The sequence below is a fragment of the Kineococcus siccus genome (assembly GCF_009906795.1).
In the GTDB taxonomy this organism is placed as follows: domain Bacteria; phylum Actinomycetota; class Actinomycetes; order Actinomycetales; family Kineococcaceae; genus Kineococcus; species Kineococcus siccus.
Genome location: NZ_JAAALN010000086.1, coordinates 1 through 16,679, shown reverse-complemented (window position 1 = coordinate 16,679; position 16,679 = coordinate 1). Strand labels below are relative to the sequence as shown.

General features: G+C 73.6%; 16 protein-coding genes. 6 read left to right on the top strand and 10 right to left on the bottom strand.

Annotation, left to right across the window (positions count from 1 at the left end):
- Positions 1-39: 39 nt before the first annotated feature.
- Positions 40-888 carry a methylenetetrahydrofolate reductase gene (locus GTR02_RS11315; protein WP_166607598.1) on the top strand — a complete coding sequence of 283 codons (849 nt, stop codon included), beginning with the start codon at positions 40-42 and terminating at the stop codon, positions 886-888.
- 63 nt (positions 889-951) lie between these two features.
- On the opposite strand, the gene GTR02_RS11310 is transcribed toward GTR02_RS11315, so the two are convergent.
- Entirely contained in the window at positions 952-2,160 is a 1,209-nt protein-coding gene (locus tag GTR02_RS11310; protein WP_166607597.1) for an ROK family protein, read from the bottom strand.
- Positions 2,161-2,415: 255 nt separating this feature from the next.
- Between GTR02_RS11310 and GTR02_RS11305 the strand changes: the two genes are divergently transcribed.
- Genes GTR02_RS11305 through GTR02_RS11295 form a run of 3 tightly spaced genes read left to right on the top strand, consistent with a single transcriptional unit; the run spans position 2,416 to position 5,748 of the window.
- Positions 2,416-3,357, top strand: coding sequence for a carbohydrate ABC transporter permease (locus GTR02_RS11305; protein WP_166607596.1), 942 nt, complete (start codon positions 2,416-2,418; stop codon positions 3,355-3,357).
- A gap of 28 nt (positions 3,358-3,385) precedes the next feature.
- Entirely contained in the window at positions 3,386-4,333 is a 948-nt protein-coding gene (locus tag GTR02_RS11300; protein ID WP_205709069.1) for an ABC transporter permease subunit, read from the top strand.
- A 59-nt stretch (positions 4,334-4,392) separates the two neighbouring features.
- Positions 4,393-5,748, top strand: coding sequence for an ABC transporter substrate-binding protein (locus GTR02_RS11295; RefSeq protein ID WP_166607595.1), 1,356 nt, complete (start codon positions 4,393-4,395; stop codon positions 5,746-5,748).
- Positions 5,749-5,763: 15 nt separating this feature from the next.
- On the opposite strand, the gene GTR02_RS11290 is transcribed toward GTR02_RS11295, so the two are convergent.
- Entirely contained in the window at positions 5,764-6,462 is a 699-nt protein-coding gene (locus GTR02_RS11290; RefSeq protein WP_166607594.1) for an FCD domain-containing protein, read from the bottom strand.
- Entirely contained in the window at positions 6,459-7,208 is a 750-nt protein-coding gene (locus GTR02_RS11285) for an SDR family oxidoreductase (RefSeq protein ID WP_166607593.1), read from the bottom strand. The genes GTR02_RS11290 and GTR02_RS11285 overlap by 4 nt, the downstream gene beginning before the upstream one ends.
- A gap of 31 nt (positions 7,209-7,239) precedes the next feature.
- Between GTR02_RS11285 and GTR02_RS11280 the strand changes: the two genes are divergently transcribed.
- A complete protein-coding gene (locus tag GTR02_RS11280) occupies positions 7,240-8,019 on the top strand; it encodes an SDR family oxidoreductase (protein ID WP_166607592.1) in 780 nt (259 codons plus the stop codon).
- A gap of 9 nt (positions 8,020-8,028) precedes the next feature.
- Here the strand turns inward: GTR02_RS11280 and GTR02_RS11275 are convergent, their stop codons facing one another.
- Positions 8,029-8,892, bottom strand: coding sequence for a helix-turn-helix domain-containing protein (locus tag GTR02_RS11275; protein ID WP_166607591.1), 864 nt, complete (start codon positions 8,890-8,892; stop codon positions 8,029-8,031).
- 89 nt (positions 8,893-8,981) lie between these two features.
- Between GTR02_RS11275 and melA the strand changes: the two genes are divergently transcribed.
- Complete coding sequence (gene melA, locus GTR02_RS11270; protein ID WP_166607590.1) at positions 8,982-10,358, top strand: alpha-glucosidase/alpha-galactosidase; 1,377 nt, start codon at positions 8,982-8,984, stop codon at positions 10,356-10,358.
- Positions 10,359-10,371: 13 nt separating this feature from the next.
- Here the strand turns inward: melA and GTR02_RS11265 are convergent, their stop codons facing one another.
- The 6 genes from GTR02_RS11265 to GTR02_RS11240 all read right to left on the bottom strand — a co-directional run bounded on the left by GTR02_RS11265 (position 10,372) and on the right by GTR02_RS11240 (position 16,660).
- Positions 10,372-11,151 (bottom strand): amino acid ABC transporter ATP-binding protein, encoded by a 780-nt coding sequence (locus GTR02_RS11265; RefSeq protein WP_338073751.1) that lies wholly within the window; start codon positions 11,149-11,151, stop codon positions 10,372-10,374.
- A gap of 14 nt (positions 11,152-11,165) precedes the next feature.
- Complete coding sequence (locus GTR02_RS11260; RefSeq protein ID WP_338073750.1) at positions 11,166-11,834, bottom strand: amino acid ABC transporter permease; 669 nt, start codon at positions 11,832-11,834, stop codon at positions 11,166-11,168.
- A 29-nt stretch (positions 11,835-11,863) separates the two neighbouring features.
- Entirely contained in the window at positions 11,864-12,670 is an 807-nt protein-coding gene (locus GTR02_RS11255) for an amino acid ABC transporter substrate-binding protein (protein WP_166607589.1), read from the bottom strand.
- A gap of 128 nt (positions 12,671-12,798) precedes the next feature.
- Positions 12,799-14,007 carry an acyl-CoA dehydrogenase family protein gene (locus GTR02_RS11250; protein ID WP_166607588.1) on the bottom strand — a complete coding sequence of 403 codons (1,209 nt, stop codon included), beginning with the start codon at positions 14,005-14,007 and terminating at the stop codon, positions 12,799-12,801.
- A gap of 11 nt (positions 14,008-14,018) precedes the next feature.
- Positions 14,019-15,215: an SfnB family sulfur acquisition oxidoreductase gene (locus GTR02_RS11245; RefSeq protein ID WP_166607587.1), complete on the bottom strand. Its 1,197-nt coding sequence runs from the start codon at positions 15,213-15,215 to the stop codon at positions 14,019-14,021.
- Positions 15,212-16,660 carry an LLM class flavin-dependent oxidoreductase gene (locus tag GTR02_RS11240; RefSeq protein ID WP_166607586.1) on the bottom strand — a complete coding sequence of 483 codons (1,449 nt, stop codon included), beginning with the start codon at positions 16,658-16,660 and terminating at the stop codon, positions 15,212-15,214. The genes GTR02_RS11245 and GTR02_RS11240 overlap by 4 nt, the downstream gene beginning before the upstream one ends.
- Positions 16,661-16,679 lie beyond the last annotated feature (19 nt).

Sequence of the window (16,679 nt, the reverse complement as noted above, 5' to 3'; positions counted from 1 at the left end):
CGACCGACCGCCGCACCCGCCGACCCAGGAAGGCGTCCCATGCCCACCACCACCGCCGGCTCCCTGCTGGAGGACTGCTCCCTGGAGATGACGGGCAAGGACGTCGCCAAGCTGGAGGAGGCGCGCAGCGCCCTCGCGCCGGGCACGCGCGTCAACGTCACCTACCTCGCCGGCGAGGACCTCGCGATGCGGGTGGCGGCGTCGCGCGCCGTGCGGGACATGGGCTTCGTGCCCGTGCCGCACGTGTCCGCGCGCCGGCTCCGGTCGCAGGAGCAGCTCGAGGAGTTCCTGGGGGCGCTGCAGGAGGTGGGCGCCACGGAGGAGGTGTTCGTGGTCGGTGGTGACCCCGTCACCCCGGAGGGTCCCTACGAGGACTCCCTCGCGGTCATCGAGTCCGGTCTGCTGCAGCGCTACGGCGTCCGGCGGGTCAGCGTCAGCGGGTACCCGGAAGGCCACCCCGGCATCACCGACCCCGTGCTGTGGCAGGCCCTGGAGGGCAAGCGCGACGCCCTGGCCCACCAGGGCCTGCCCGGCACCGTCATCACCCAGTTCGGCTTCGACGCCGACGCCGTCCTCGACTACCTCGCGGCCGTGCGGTCGCGGGGGATCGACCTGCCCGTGCGGGTCGGGGTGCCGGGGCCCGCGGGCGTCAAGCGCCTCATGACGTACGCGGCCCGCTTCGGCGTGGGCACGAGCGCGGGCATCGCCAGGAAGTACGGCTTCTCGCTCACGGGGCTGCTCGGCACCGCGGGCCCCGACCGGTTCCTGCGCGCGCTCGCCGCGGGGCACGACCCCGCGCGGCACGGCGTCGTGAAGATCCACTTCTACACGTTCGGCGGGCTCAAGGCGACGGCCGACTGGATCGTCGACTTCCGCGCCGCGGGCTGAGCCGCCCCGCGGGCCGCCCCGCGCAGGCCGCGCACCCCGCGGTGCGGTCTGCCCGGGCGACGGCTACGCGCGCGTGCCCAGCACGAAGGTGCGGATGGCCGTGATCGCCGCACCGCGGGCCCACTCGCGGAACCCCGTCCGCTGCACGTCGATCACGAGCTCCGAGGCGTGCGGGTTGCGGTCCGCGGCGACCTGCTCGAGCAGGGCCGCGCGGCCGACCTCCGCGAGGCGGATGCCGTCGCCGGACAGGATCACCTTGCGCGGCATCGTGAGGTTGCCGACCGCGGCCGTGAGCCGCCCCAGCCCCCGCGCGGCGTCGTCGACGACGCGGCGGGCGACGGGGTCACCCTCGACGGCGAGGTCGAGCACCTCCTCGTAGCGCACCTCCCGGCGCAGGCCCACGGCCGCGCGCGACGTCACCGCGCCGATGGTGAGCAGGCCGTCCGCGCACCCCGCGTGCCCCTGCGGGCACAGCGGCCCCGTCGGGTCGAGCGGGAAGTGGCCGAGCAGCCCGACGCCGGCGTCCGGGGCGTCGACCACCTCGTCGTGCACGACCAGCCCGTAGCCGACGCCCTCCCCGATCGTCAGCACGGCGAAGTGGTCGCACCCGCGCGCCGCACCGAACCACTGCTCGGCGCGGGTCAGCGACAGCAGGTCGTTGTCCACGACCACCGGCAGGCCCAGCAGGTCCTCGAGCGGCTCGCCCAGGGGGACGCCGTCCCACCCCAGGTAGCGCGCGCTGCGCACGGTCCCGCGCTCGCCGACGCGACCGCCGAGGCTCACGCCGACGGCGCGGACCGGACCACCACCGCTCCCGCGGTCGGCGTGGGCGGCGAGGGACCGCACCAGCGCCGCCACGGTCGCGGCGACGCCGGCCGGCGAGGTGTCCAGGAGCAGCGCCTCCTCCGCGGCGACGACGCGCGCGCGCAGCGTCGTGAGGACGGCGTGCGCGGTGGTGGCCGTGAGCTTCACGCCGACGAAGTGGTGCGACGTCTCGTCGACGTCGAGGGGCCGGGTCGGCCGCCCCGACGTGGCGTCGTAGACACCGGTCGTCTCGACCAGCATCCCGGAGTCGAGCAGGGGCCGCGAGAGCCGCGTGAGGCTGCCCGCCGAGAGGTCGAAGCGCCGGGCGAGCTCGCTGCGCGGCAGGGGACCGTCCAGGAGCACGGCCACCGCGATGCGGTGCGCGGCCCCCGTCAGCGGGGTCCACGCGACCCCCGGGCGCTGCGCGGGCGGGACCGTGCCGACGGCGGCGGGGGGACTCGTGGTCATGGCCTCCTCCTCGGACGGTGCGGCGGGTCGCGCCGCGGCGCGCGGCCGGGTCCCGGCCGCACCCCGCAGTGTGACGCACCGCGGGCCCGGTGCCGGGGCGGAAGGCTCGACCACGCACCGGTCGGCGCACCACCGGTGCACCGACCTGTCAAGTGGTTGACGGGACCCTGAGTTCCACCGTAGAACTCACCCAACGGCCCGACGCGTTCAGCTGCCCGATCGCGGCGGCACCCCCGCACCAGGAAGGTCCGCCCCATGGCCACGACGAGCAGAGTCGCTCGGCCCCGGCTCTCGAGCACGGGGGACGCGCTGCGCCCCGACAGCAACGGCTCCACGCGGGAGCGGCTGACCGCCCTCGCCTTCATCGCCCCGGCACTGCTCGGCTTCGCCGTCTTCTACTTCTGGCCGACGCTGCGCGGGGTGTACTTCAGCTTCACCGAGTACGACGTCTTCAACGCCCCGGTCTTCGTCGGCCTCGACAACTACCGGGCCCTGTTCGCGGACGCGACCTTCGGCAACGCGATGCTCGTGACCGTCGAGTACGTCGCGATCAACATCATCTCCCAGACCGTGCTGGCCCTGCTGATCGCGGTCCTGCTCCACCGCGTGACCCGCTCCGTCTTCGTGCGCAGCATCGTCGTGATGCCCTACCTCGTGGCCAACGTCGTCGTGGCCCTGCTCTTCTACTGGATGCTGGACGCGCAGATCGGCATCACGAACCAGTTCCTGGGCTGGCTGGGGATCGAGCCGGTCGCGTTCTTCGGCGACCAGAACCTCGCGATCCCGACCATCGCGCTCGTCAACACCTGGCGCCACGTCGGCTACACGGCCCTGCTGCTCTTCGCGGGCATGGTGATGATCCCCCACGACGTCTACGAGGCGGGCCGGGTCGACGGCGCCTCGGAGTGGAAGATGTTCTGGCGCATCACGCTGCCGCTGCTGCGCCCCGTCCTCGCGCTCGTCCTCGTCATCACGGTCGTCGGGTCGTTCCAGGCCTTCGACACCGTCGCCGTGACCACGGCCGGCGGCCCTGGCGACGCGAGCCGCGTCATCCAGTACTACATCTTCGACCTGGCCTTCCAGCGGCTGCAGTTCGGCTACGCCTCCGCGGTCTCGGTCGTGCTCTTCGTCATCCTGGCCGCCGTCGCCCTCGTGCAGCTGAAGCTGATGCGCGCCGGCGAGTCCGACGTCGCCTGATCCCCCCGAGACAGAAGGAGGCGGCGACGTGGCCACCACCGCAGCAGCACCGCTCGACACCGAGGCCCTCCTCGACCGGTCCGCCGGCGGCGGGGGGAGGCCGCGGCGGGGTCCCGGCCGGATCCTCGCCTGGGTCGCCCTGGTCCTCATCATGGCCGCGACGCTCTTCCCCTTCCTGTGGATGATCCGCACGGCCTTCTCCAACGGGGCGGCCCTGTCCACGCAGCCCGCGTCCCTGCTGCCCGTGGAGCCGACGCTCGGCGCGTTCCGGCGCGTCCTCGGCCTCGCCAGCACCGAGGAGGCGCAGGCGCAGGGCGGGTCGGGAGCCGCGATCGACTTCGGCCGCTACCTGCTGAACTCCGTGCTCGTGTCGGTCCTCATCACGGCCGGCCAGGTGTTCTTCGGGGCACTGGCGGCCTACGCCTTCGCCCGGCTGCGCTGGCCCGGCCGCGACACGGTCTTCTTCCTGTTCCTCACGGCCCTCATGGTCCCGCCGATCTTCACCCAGCTGCCGAACTTCCTGCTGATGCGTGACCTGGGGCTGCTGAACACCTACGCCGCCATCGTCCTGCCGTTCTTCTTCATGACGCCGTTCGCCATCTTCTTCCTGCGCCAGTTCTTCCTCGGCATCCCGCACGAGGTCGAGGAGGCCGCCCGCCTCGACGGCGCCGGGCCGCTGCGCCGGTTCTTCGGCGTCATCCTGCCGATGGCGTCGGGGCCGATCACGACGCTCGCGATCCTGCAGTACGTGCAGGCGTGGAGCGAGTACTTCTGGCCGCTGCTGGTCGCGAGCGAGGAGAACGTCCGGGTCCTCACGGTGGGCCTCGGCATCTTCCGCGCCCAGACGCCGCAGGGGACGCCCGACTGGTCGGGGATGATGGCCGGGACCCTGCTCGCGGCCCTGCCGGTCCTCCTGCTCTTCGCGGTGTTCAGCCGCAAGATCGTCAACTCCATCGGCTTCTCGGGCGTGAAGTGATGCGCCGCCGGCGCGCCGAGCGCCCCCGCCCCCTCCCCAGCACCAGAGAGGTCCCCCGCATGGGCACCAAGCGCCGGATCGCGCGCACCGTCGCCGCGTTCACCGGGGTCACCGTCCTGCTGACCGGTTGCGCGTCCTACGGGGTGGACCCCGGTGGCGACGAGAACTCCGGCGAGATCACGTACTGGATGTGGGAGGCCGCCCAGCTGCCCGCCTACCAGCAGTGCGCCGAGGACTTCCACGCGGCGAACCCCGACATCGACGTCAAGATCGAGCAGTTCGGCTGGGACGACTACTGGAACAAGCTGTTCACGGGCTTCGTCGCCAACTCCGCCCCGGACGTCTTCGTCGACCACACCTCGCGCTACGGCGAGTTCGCCTCGCGCGGGCTCATCGAGCCGATCGACGACCTGGTGGCCGCCGACGGCATCGACGTCGACGCCTACGTCCAGGGCACGGCGGAGCTGTGGATCGGGCCGGACGGCAAGCGCTACGGCCTGCCCAAGGACTTCGACACCATCGGCATCTACTACAACAAGACGATGGCGGCCGACGCGGGCGTCACCGACGAGCAGCTGAAGAACCTCACCTGGAACCCGGCTGACGGCGGGACCTACGAGGACGTCATCGCCCACCTCACCGTGGACCAGAACGGCGTGCGCGGCGACGAGCCGGGCTTCGACAAGTCCCGGATCCAGACCTACGGCCTGGGCATCAACAGCTCGGGTGGCCCGAACGGGCAGACCGAGTGGTCCTACCTGACCCAGACCACGGGCTGGACGTACATGAACGCCCGGGCGTGGGGCACGGAGTTCAACTACGACGACCCGCGGTTCCAGGAGACCATCGCCTGGTGGCGCGGCCTCATCGAGAAGGGCTACATGCCGCCGCTGTCCTTCACCGAGGGCGGTTCGCAGGACCAGCAGATGCAGGCCGGCAAGTACGCGATGGTCACCGAGGGCTCCTGGACGCTCGCGACCTTCGCCGGGCTGGAGGGTGTCGACATCGGCCTGGCGCCGACGCCGATCGGCCCGTCGGGGGAGCGCGCGGCGATGCAGAACTCCCTCGCGGACACGATCTTCACGTCCTCGCCGCGCAAGGGCGCGGCCTGGCGCTGGGTGAAGTACCTGGCCTCGGCGCAGTGCCAGGACGTCGTGGCCCGGTCCGGGGTCGTCATGCCGGCGCTGCAGTCCACGACGGAGACGTCGAAGGCGGCGCTGGCCGAGACGGGGCTGGACATCACGGCGTACACCGACCAGATCGACAACGGCACCACGTTCCCCTTCCCCGCGGTGCTGAACTCCGCCGAGGTGAACGCGACGATGGTCTCGGCCATGGACAACGTCATGGCGTTCCAGGCCGACCCGTCGTCGCTGACCGCGGCGAACGAGAAGGTCGACGCCCTGTTCCGCTGAACCCCGGGGAGGTCGTCAGGCGGGCGGGACCGCGCGCTCGACGACCTCCCGCACGGCGGCGGCCGCCGCGGCCGCGTCCCCGCGGCCGATGGCCCGGGCCAGCACGAGGTGCAGCCCGACGTCGTGCGGGTCGGGGGGCGCGTGGCCGCGCTCGTTCAGCGCGCGGTCGCGCAGCGCCTCCGCGATCACCTCGCCCAGCCGCGAGAACGTCGCGCTGCCGGCGAGGGCGAGCACGGCGGCGTGCAGCGCCTGGTCCGCGCGCAGGAACGCCGGGCCCGCGGCGCCGGCCTCCGCGGCGAGCGCGTCGGCGGCCGCCGCGAGGTGCCGGGCGCGCTCCTCGACCCCCGGGCCCCCGCGGGCCACGGCCTCCGCGGCGTGCGCGGCCGCGGCCGGTTCCACCGCGGCCCGCAGCTGCCGCAGCTCGGTCAGCTGCTGCTCCCGGTCGGGACCGCCCAGGCGCCAGCGGATGACGAGCGGGTCGAGGACGTCCCAGTGCGCCGGGGCCTGCACGACCAGGCCGACCCGGGGGGAGGCGCGCAGCATGCCGAGGCTCGTGAGGACCCGGGTGACCTCGCGCACGACGCTGCGCGAGGAGGTCGTCCCGTCCGCGACCCGCTCGACCGAGGTGGTGTGGCCGGGAGGCAGGGCGCCGGTGGCGATCGCGGAGCCGACCTCGTCCAGGACGCGGTCGAACGTCGTGCGGGGGCGCGTCACCGCTGGGCGACGGGTGAGACCACGAGCTCGTCGATGCGGACGTGCGGCGGGCTGTCGAGCACGAACTGCACGGTGCGCGCGACGTCGTCGGGCGTGAGCATGACGGCCCGCGCGGCCTCGTCGGGGACGTTCGGCCGCAGCGCGAGGAAGTCCGTGGCGACGTCGCCCGGGCACAGGTGGCAGGCCCGCACGCCGGAGGGGGCCTCCTGCTGGTTCAGCGTCCGCACGAGGGAGCCGAGCGCGGTCTTGCTGGCGGAGTAGGCGACCCCCGCGCCGGGGGAGAACGTCCAGGCGGCGTAGGAGGACACGACCACGACGACCCCGCCGCTGCGCCGCAGGTCCGCCAGCGCGGCGTCCACGACGGTCGCCGGGGCGGAGAGGTTGGTGGCGATGACCTCGTGGACCGCCGCGATGTCCTGGTCGTCCCAGCGGCGCGCCGGCGCGTTGAGCCCCGCGGCGAGGACGAGGCCGTCGAGGCGGCCGAACCGCTCCACGACCGCGGCTCGCGCGGCGGCGACCGCGGCCACGTCCTGCACGTCCAGGGGCACGGCGAGCGCGCTGCCGCCCGCGGCCTGCACCGCGGTCACCGTCTCCTGCAGCGGTTGCGCGCGACGGCCGCTGACGGCCACGTCCCAGCCCGCGGTGGCGGCGGCGAGGGCGGCGGACCGCCCCATGCCCGTCCCGCCGCCGGTGATCCAGACGACCTTGCGCTCGGGTGCGGACACGTGGCCGGGAGCTATGCTCATGGCTCAACAGTATGTCTATTGAGGAGGCGCCGTGCACCTAGACCTGTCGGACCGCGTGGTGGTCGTCACCGGGGGCGGCCGCGGCATCGGCGCGCAGATCGCGGCCCGGTTCGCGGCGGAAGGCTCCCGCGTGGTCGCCTTCGACCTCGCCTTCGCCGACGACGCCGCCGCCGGGGTCGAGCAGGTCCTCTGCGACGTCGTGGACCCGGCGTCGGTGCGCGCGGCGGTCGAGACGGTCGTCGCGCGGCACGGGACGGTGGACGTCCTCGTCAACAACGCGGGCGTCAACGTCGAGGGCCGCGTCGAGGACCTCGCGTGGGAGGGCTGGCGGCGGTGCATGGACGTCAACGCGGGCGGGGTGTTCCTCGTCAGCCAGGCCGTCGCCGAGGTCATGAAGCGCGCCCGGCGGGGCCGGATCCTCAACGCGGCCTCGTTCGCGGCCATCGTCCCGAGCGTCGGCAGCGCGGCGTACGCCGCGTCGAAGGCGGCGGTCGTGCAGCTGACGCGGGTGCTCGCCTCTGAGCTCGGACCGTGGGGCGTCACCGTGAACGCCTACGCCCCGGGCATGGTGCCCACCGCCATGAACGGGTTCGCCGAGATGCCGGCCGCGGCGCAGGACCGCCTGCTCGACACGCTGTCGCTGCGGCGCTGGGAGAGCGCCGACGACGTCGCGGACCTGCTGCTGTTCCTGGCCAGCGACGCGGCCTCCTACATCACGGGCACGCTGGTCGACGTCTCGGGCGGCAAGCTGGCCACCCAGATCCCCAGCCGCGCCTACGAGGCGCCGGGTGCGCCGCCGCCACCCGCCTGAGTCCGCCCCTCACCCGGCGCGCAGTCCACGCCGGTAGGCCCCCGGGGAGCACCTGCACGCCCGGGTGAACTGCGCGTAGAGGCTGCTCTGCGAGCCGAAGCCCGCGGTGTGCGCGATCGCCGCGGTCGTCATCGACGTCGTGACCAGCAGGCGCTGCGCCTCCGCGACCCGGAACCGGACGAGGTGCTCCCCGAGCGTGACGCCCAGGGTCTGCCGGAAGAGCGTGGTGGCGTAGTTCGGGGTCAGGTCCACGGCGCGGGCGATGTCGGCCGGCGTGATCGGCTCGCGGAAGTGCTCGGCCGTGAACCGCGCCATCCGCGTCACGCGCGGGGTGTCGCGACCGGGACGGTCCGCGCGCGGTGCGGTCTCACCGGCGTGGTGGGCCGCGAGGAGCCGGCGCACGAGCGCGTGGGCCTCCAGGAGGGTCGTCTCGTCGTCCCCGCCCCGGGCGGCGTCCTGCTCCCACGAGGCGAACAGGGCCTCGACGTGGTGACCGACCGCGGCGGTCGGGACCACGAGCACCGTGCTCGTGAAGACGTCGGCGACGAAGCGGTCCGGCAGCGACCACCGCAGCACGGCGGCCAGCGGCAGGTGCACCCAGCACACGTCGCTGGCTCCGCCGCCGCGGTCGCCGTCGGCCGCGGGGGCGGTGAGCCGGTGCGGCGTCGCCGCCCAGAACAGGGCCGTGGACCCCTGCGGCACCTCGACCCGCGACCCGCCGAACAGGTACTCCAGCCGGCCCGCCACCACCACGTTGACCTCGAGGTCGTCGTGGCGGTGGAACGCGCGCATGCCCGGGGCCGGGCCCCGGTGCACCCACAGCCCGGCCGGGGGCTCCTCCGGGGCGGGAGGCACCTCCAGCGGAGCGGTCACGAGACGACGCTAGTGCGCAGCGGAGGATCCTGGAAGCCTGGGGCGCCGCGCGGGAGGACGCCGGGTCCCTGCGTTCCTACGCTCGGAGCATGACCGTTCCCCGCTCTCCCAAGATCACCATCATCGGTGCTGGTGGCTACGTCTTCCCCCTGCGCCTCATCGGCGACCTGCTGAGCTTCCCCGCGCTCCGGTCCGCCCAGCTCTGCCTCATGGACGTGCGGGCCGACAAGCTGGGGCCCGTCGCCGACGCCGCGCGCAAGCTCGCCGCGCACCACGGCTTCGACACCGACGTCGTCGAGACGACCGACCGGCGCGAGGCCCTGACGGGCGCCGACTTCGTCATCATCACCTTCCAGGTCGGCGGCGTGGAGTCCTACCGCCACGACGTCGAGATCCCGCGCCGCTACGGCGTCGACCAGACGGTCGGCGACACGGTCGGCCCCGGCGGGGTGTTCCGCTTCCTGCGCTCGGTGCCGGCCTACGAGGCCATCGCCGCCGACGCCCTCGAGGTGTGCCCGGACGCGACGTTCATCAACTACGCGAACCCCATGGCGATGGCCACGGCGTTCCTCAACGCCCGGGGACTGCGCACGGTCGGGCTGTGCCACAGCGTGCAGGGGACGACGCGGATGCTGGCCCGCACCCTCGGGGTGCCGTACGAGGAGGTCAACTACCTCTCCGCCGGCATCAACCACCAGGCGTGGATCCTGCGGTTCCGCCACGGCACCGAAGACCTGTACCCGCGCCTGCGCGAGGTGATGAGCGAGCGGCACGTGGTCGGCCGCGCGGCCGGGGAGCTGGCCGGGGACGACGGCGACCACAGCGGTGCCGCCGCCGCCGCGAGCACCTACGAGGGCGGCAACGAGCAGGTGCGCACCACCATCATGAACGCGTTCGGCTACTTCGAGACGGAGTCCAGCCACCACGCCTCGGAGTACCTGCCGTACTTCCGCAAGAACCCCGAGATGGTGCAGCAGTACGTCCCCGAGCGCTGGGACTACTACGAGATCTGCTCGGCGCACGACGACCAGGGCGACATCGACACCCAGCTGGACAAGCTCAAGGAGAAGCTCGAGCCGAGCGTCGAGTACGGCGCGAGCATCGTGAACTCCGTCGTCACGGGCGTGCCGTCCGTCGTCTACGGCAACGTCCCGAACGCGACCGGCGTGATCGCGAACCTGCCGGCCGACGCGTGCGTCGAGGTGCCGTGCCTCGTCGACGAGAACGGCGTGCAGCCCACGGCCGTCGGGGCCCTGCCCCCGCAGCTCGCGGCGCTGAACCGCACGAACATCGGCGTCCAGACGCTCGCGGTGTCCGCGGCGCTGACGGGGAACCGCGAGAACGTGTTCCACGCGGTGGCGCTGGACCCGCTCACGAGCGCGCTGCTGACGCTCGAGCAGATCCGCGCCATGACGGAGGAGCTGACCGCCGCGCACGCCGACCTGCTGCCCTCCGCGCTGCGGTAGCCGGCCCCTCGGGTCAGAGGGGGTTGATGAGGCGCTGGAGGAACCGCCGCGTCCGGACCTCGCGGGGGTCCTCCAGCACCGCGGCGGGCGTGCCCCGCTCGACGATGACGCCACCGTCGAGGAACAGCACCTGATCGGCGACCTGCTGCGCGAAGCGCATCTCGTGGGTCACCACGGCCATCGTCCAGCCCTCGGCGGCGAGGTCCTTCATGACCACGAGGACCTCCCCGACGAGCTCGGGGTCCAGCGCGGACGTCGGCTCGTCGAACAGGACGATCTCGGGGCGGACGGCCAGCGCCCGGGCGATGCCGACGCGCTGCTGCTGGCCGCCGGAGAGCTGGTGGGGGTGCTGGTCGGCCTTCTCGGCCAGCCCGACCCGCTCCAGCAGGGCCATCGCCTCGGCGCGGGCCTGCTCCGGGGGCCGGCGCTGGACGACGACCGGGCCCTCCACGACGTTCTCCAGCACGGTCAGGTGCGGGAAGAGGTTGTGGGCCTGGAAGACCATCCCGCTCTGCGCCCGCAGCCGGGCCCCCGCGCGCGCGAGTGCGCGCCCCGACAGCGCGGGACCGAACTCCACCGAGACGTCGCCCACGCGCACCGTCCCCGCGTCCGGCACCTCGAGGGCGTTGAGCGAGCGCAGGACCGTCGTCTTGCCCGACCCCGACGGTCCGATGAGGACGGTCACCGACCCGGCGGGTGCGTCGAGGTCGATGCCGCGCAGGACGTGGTTGGCCCCGAAGGACTTCTGCAGCCCCCGGACCTCCAGCAGCGGTGGTCTCACGTTCCCGTCCACTCGGGCGTCCTCCCTCACGTGGCCACGAACCGGTCGAGCCGGGTCTCCGCGCGGGTCTGCGCGAAGGACAGGACGAGGCAGACGACCCAGTAGTAGACCGCCGCGATCCCGTAGAGCAGGAAGAACTCGTACGTCGGGCCGGCGATGATCGACGCCGCGCGCAGCACCTCGGTCACCTGGACCGCTGAGGCCAGCGAGGTGTCCTTGACCAGCGAGATGAGGGTGTTCGACAGCGGCGGCACCGCCACCCGCGCCGCCTGGGGCAGGACGATGCGCCGCAGCGTCGTCGCGCGGCCCATGCCGATGGTCATGGCCGCCTCGGTCTGCCCCTTCGGCACCGCGAGGATGGCCGCGCGGATGACCTCCGAGGCGTACCCGCCGACGTTGAGGCTGAAGGCGATGACCGCGCTGAGGAACGGGTCGAGCGGGAAGCCCGCCGAGGGCAGGCCGTAGTAGATGAGGAACAGCTGCACCAGCAGCGGCGTCCCGCGGATGATCGAGACGTAGAACCGCGCCACGCCCACGAGGGGGGCGATCCCGGACAGCCGCATGAGCGCGACGACGAGGGCGAGCACGAGCCCGAACACGAAGCTCAGGGCGGTCAGCGGGATGGTGCCCGTGACCATCCCCTCGGCCAGCGGCAGCAGCGACCGCCGGACCAGGTCCCAGGTGCTCTCGTCCACGCCCGCTCCTCGCCGCCGCCGCTACCGGGTCAGCCGGCCGCCGGCCCGGAGACGTCCTCGCCGAACCACTTCTGGGAGATCGTCGCCAGCGTCCCGTCGGTCTTGAGCGTGGCGAGGGCGTCGCTCACCTGCTGCGCGGTGTCCTCCTCGCCCTTGCGGAACACGAAGCCCTGCTCGGTGGTGTCCGTGGTCATCGTGGCGATCTTGATGCTCGTGTCGCCGGTCGTCTTGAGGTAGTCGAGGATCGCGAGGTTGTCGTTGATGGTCACGTCGACCCGGCCCTGCTTGAGCAGCGTCACGGCCTGCGCGAGCCCCTCGACACCCTCGACCTCCGCGCCGGCGTCGGTCGCGGTCTGGGCCCAGTTGCTGCTCAGCGACTGCGCCGAGGTCTTGCCCCTGACGTCCGCCAGCGAGGTCACCGAGGTGTCGTCGGCCCGGGTCACGACGACACCGGTCGAGACGGTGTACGGGGTGGAGAACACGTACTTCGCCTGCCGCTCGGGGGTGATCGAGACCTGGTTGGCGATCCCGTCGTAGCGCCGGGCCTCCATGCCCGCGAAGAGCGAGTCGAAGTTGTTCTCCGAGAACTCCACGTCGCGACCCAGCTGCTCGCCGACGGCCTTCGCGACCTCGACGTCGTAACCCGTCAGCGCGTCGGTCTCCGGGTCGTGGAAGCTGTAGGGCGAGTACGTGCCCTCGGTGCCGAAGGTCAGCGCCTCCTGCGAGGAGCCGGACCCCGACGAGCCCGCGCTGCCGGTGGTGGCGTCACCACCGCAGGCGGCCAGGAGGCCGGTGAGGGCGAGGGCGCTGAGGGTGCCGAGGGTCCTGCGACGCATGAGTGGGGTGTCCTCCTGTGGATGGGACGCCCGCCGTGGACGCCCGGTGGTGCAGCGACGGGACGGGACGGGATGTTCCCGGGGCACGCGGGCGGTGCGCACGTCACCTACCCCGCCCGGCGCGGTCCTCACGTGTAGAGCGTGAAGTCCGGGTGCGCACCGGTGACGAAGTGCTCGCCCACCTCGCGCGCCTTGTACTGCACCGGGTCGTGCAGGGTGTGGGTGCGGACGTTGCGCCAGAACCGGTCGAAGCCGTAGCGGTTGCCGGTCGCGCGGGCGCCGGTCACCTCGTAGATCGCCGACGTCGCCTCGACCGCCAGGTCGGAGCTCACGACCTTCAGCGCCGCGACCTCCTCGGCCAGCTCGCCGCGCTCGTGCCACGTCAGGTCCGCGCCGCGCGCGGACGCCGCCTGCAGGTGCGCGCCCACGCTCGCGCCCAGGGCCTCGGCGGCGCGCAGCCGCGCCACGAGCCGGCCGTAGGTGGCCAGCACGTACGGGTCCTCGGTGGCCGAGGCGGCGCCGGAGAGCAGCCACGGCCGCGACGTCGTCCGGGTGTACTCGGCGGCCGTCTCCAGCGCACCCCGCGTCACCCCGAGGTAGAAGTGGCCGAAGGCGGCCTGGATCGCGGGCGTCACCAGCGAGCCGAACGGGGAGACGTCGCCCGCGCTCGTGCTGCCGAGCACCTGCTCGTCGGCGACCGCCACGTCGTCGAAGCGGACGCTGCCGCTGGCCGACAGGCGCTGCCCGAGGTTGTCCCAGTCGCCGCCCTTGACGAAGCCCGGGGCGTCGCGGGGCACGACGACCAGCAGGGTGCGGCCCGTGTCGGAGGCGACGGCCCCCGCCACGGTCACGTCCCCCGTGCTCGCCCCCGTGGCGAAGCTCTTCGTCCCGCGCAGCACGTACCCGGTGCCTGCGCGGTCCAGGCGCAGGTCGGGGTCGACCGGGTTGACGGCGTCGCCCCACAGCCACTGGTGGGCCGCGGTCGGCACCCCCCAGCGCCGTCGCCCCTCGTCGTCGGCCACCCACACGAGGTTCTGCGCGTTGACGTAGTGGTAGGCGAGCAGCTGGGCGATGGAGCCGTCGGTGCGGGCGACCTCCGCGACCACGCGCAGCGCCGTCGCCCACCCCGCGTCCGCCCCCCCGACCTCGGTGGGCAGCAGCAGGGAGGGCAGGCCCGAGCGCCGCAGCAGCCCGGCCTCCGCGAGCGGTTCCGCGCCCGCGCGGTCGCGTTCGAGGGCGTCGACCGCGAGCTCGTCGGCGACGGCGCGGGCGGTCGCGACGGCCTCGGCCGCGCTCACGCCGGGGCGGGTGGTGCGGGGGGTGTCCAGGGCGGTCATGCGGTCCTCCCTCAGACCCAGCCGTTGCGCGGCGGGTCGATGTCCGACAGGGCGTGGTTGCCGAGGTGCCGCAGCTTCGAGCGGCGGGGGTCGTGCAGGGTGTGGGTGCGGGCGTTGCGCCAGTGCCGGTCCAGGTTCAGGTCGGTGCTGGCGGAGCGGGTGCCGACGAGCGCGAACACGTCGCTGGAGATGCTCACGGCCGCGGTGTCGGCCGACGCGCGGGCGGCGGCCACGGCGAGCGACGCCTCCGCCGCGGACTCCTCGGTCAGGTCGGCGCGAGCGGCGTCGATCGCGTCGCCGGCCTCGCGCAGCAGGGCGTGCGCGGCGCGGGCGCGCAGCACGAGCTCGCCGAACTCCTGCACGACGAGCGGGTCCTCCGCGGCGCTCGTGACCCCGAACTCCGGCCACGGGCGGGCCACGGTGCGCACCAGCTCCCGCGCGTCGCGCAGCGCGGCCTCGGCGATGCCCACGTCGACCGCGGCGTGGATGTAGTTGCCCAGCGCGCCGAACGTCTCGGCCTGCTCGAACATCCGCCCGGCCGGGAGCACGCGGTCGGGGTCCACGAGCACCTGCTCGAAGCGGACCGTCCCGCTGCCCGTGGTGCGCTGGCCCATGCCCCGCCAGTCGTCGACGACCGTCACGCCGGGGTGGTCGGCCGGGATCCACGCCGCGACGAGGCGGCCCACCGGGTCGTCGCTGCGGTCGGTCGCGTAGATCGGGATCCACGCCGCGAACGGGGTGCCCGTGCCGTAGTGCTTGGTCCCGTCGACGAGGTAGCGCCCGTCCGGCTGCCGCTCGAAGCGGATGTCGTACTCCCACGCGGTCCGGCTGCCGCGTTCGGACAGCGCGTTGCCGAAGTGCCGGCCGGCGAGGACCTCGCCGTAGAAGAACTCCTGCTGCGCCGGGGTGCCGACGTGGTGGACGACGTCGACGAAGAAGAAGTGGTTCTGCGGGATCTGGCCCACGCTGGAGTCTCCGCGCGCCAGTTCGACGATCACCTCGCCCAGGACGCGGGCGCCCACGCCCGCCCCGCCGAACTCCGTGGGCACCGTGATGCCGAGCAGGCCCGAGGCGGCGAGGCGGGCCACCTCGGCGTGCGGGAGGCGCCGCTCCGCGTCGCGCTCGGCGTCGCCCTTCGCGAGCTCCGCCCCGAGCTCGCGCGCGAGCTCGAGCGCCTCGACCCCGTCGCGCACGACGTGGGCGCTCACGCGGGGACCCCGGACAGGGCGGACGCAGCCGCGGCGGGTGCCGCGGCGGCGGCTCCGGAGGCGGTGGGCACGCGCCGGTGCGCGGCGCCCGGGTGGTCGTCGCGCAGCCGGACCTGGCCCCTGCCGTAGATGTTCTCGCGCAACGTCTCTCCTTCGTAGTCGCGCGGGACGAGACCCCGGCGCTGCAGCTCGGGCACGACGAGGTCGACGAGGTCGACGAACGTGCCGGGGGTGATGGCGTAGGCCAGGTTGAAGCCGTCGACGTCGCCCCGGGCGACCCAGCGCTCCATCTCGTCGGCCACCGTCTGCGGGCTGCCCACGACGACGGCGCCCATCCCGCCGATGCCGACCCAGGAGGCGATGTCGCGCGGGGTCCAGTCGCGGTCCGGGTCCGCGCTGGAGAACGCCGCGACGGCGCTCTGCACGGCGTCGGTCTCGACGTAGCGCAGCGGCTCGTCCGGCGGGTAGGTCGAGAGGTCGAGCCCGCTCCACCCGCCGTACAGCGCGAGTGCCCCGTCGTGGGAGACGTAGCGCGCGTACTCCTCGTACTTCGCCCGCGCCTCCTCGTCGGTGGGGGCGGTGACGACGGTCATGAGCGTGAGCACCTTGACGCTGCGGGGATCTCGCCCGGCCGCGGCCGTGCGGGCGCGCAGGTCGTCGACCCACGGCCGGACGACCTCCGGCGTGGTGGCCGTGGTGAACACGGCCTCGCCGTGGCGGGCGGCGAAGTCGAGCCCGCGCGGGGACGCGCCGGCCTGGAAGATGACCGGGGTCCGCTGCGGCGAGGGCGCGGTGAGGGAGATGCCGGGCACGTCGTAGAACTCGCCGTGGTGCTCGATCGGGTGGACCTTCGCGGGGTCGGTGAACACGCCCGCCTCGCGGTCGGCCACGAGCGCGCCGTCCTCCCAGGAGCCCTCCCACAGCTTGTAGACGACCTCCATGAACTCCTCGGCCAGCTCGTAGCGCTGGTCGTGGCGGATCTGCCGCTCCAGGCCCAGGTTGCGCGCGGCGCTCTCGAGGTAGGACGTGACGACGTTCCAGCCGACCCGGCCGTTCGTGTAGTGGTCCAGCGTCGCCATGCGGCGCGCGAAGGCGTACGGCTTCTCGTAGGTCAGGGACACCGTGACCCCGAACCCCAGGTGCTCCGTCACCGCGCCCATGGCCGCCACCGCGAGGAGCGGGTCGCCCACCGGCACCTGGGTGCCCTCGCGCAGCGCCGTCTCGGGGCCGTCGCGGTAGACGTCGTAGACGCCCAGGACGTCGGCGATGAACAGCGAGTCGAACCGGCCGCGCTCGAGCAGCTGCGCGAGCTCCGTCCAGTACCGGATGTCGTCGTAGCGGTGCGACTGGTCCTCGGGGTGGCGCCACAGCCCGGGGGACTGGTGGCCCACGCAGGTCATGTCGAAGGCGTTGAGGTGGACCCTCTTGGTGGGGGGCTGGGTCATCTGCGGGGCTCCAGGTGGG

What these genes read in the sequence shown, in the direction of transcription:
- GTR02_RS11285 (WP_166607593.1), bottom strand. Translation starts at nt 7,208, where the DNA reads ATGAGCATAGCTCCCGGCCACGTGTCCGCACCCGAGCGCAAGGTCGTC.
- GTR02_RS11240 (WP_166607586.1), bottom strand. Translation starts at nt 16,660, where the DNA reads ATGACCCAGCCCCCCACCAAGAGGGTCCACCTCAACGCCTTCGACATG.
- GTR02_RS11255 (WP_166607589.1), bottom strand. Translation starts at nt 12,670, where the DNA reads ATGCGTCGCAGGACCCTCGGCACCCTCAGCGCCCTCGCCCTCACCGGC.
- GTR02_RS11295 (WP_166607595.1), top strand. Translation starts at nt 4,393, where the DNA reads ATGGGCACCAAGCGCCGGATCGCGCGCACCGTCGCCGCGTTCACCGGG.
- GTR02_RS11250 (WP_166607588.1), bottom strand. Translation starts at nt 14,007, where the DNA reads ATGACCGCCCTGGACACCCCCCGCACCACCCGCCCCGGCGTGAGCGCG.
- GTR02_RS11315 (WP_166607598.1), top strand. Translation starts at nt 40, where the DNA reads ATGCCCACCACCACCGCCGGCTCCCTGCTGGAGGACTGCTCCCTGGAG.
- melA (WP_166607590.1), top strand. Translation starts at nt 8,982, where the DNA reads ATGACCGTTCCCCGCTCTCCCAAGATCACCATCATCGGTGCTGGTGGC.
- GTR02_RS11305 (WP_166607596.1), top strand. Translation starts at nt 2,416, where the DNA reads ATGGCCACGACGAGCAGAGTCGCTCGGCCCCGGCTCTCGAGCACGGGG.
- GTR02_RS11310 (WP_166607597.1), bottom strand. Translation starts at nt 2,160, where the DNA reads ATGACCACGAGTCCCCCCGCCGCCGTCGGCACGGTCCCGCCCGCGCAG.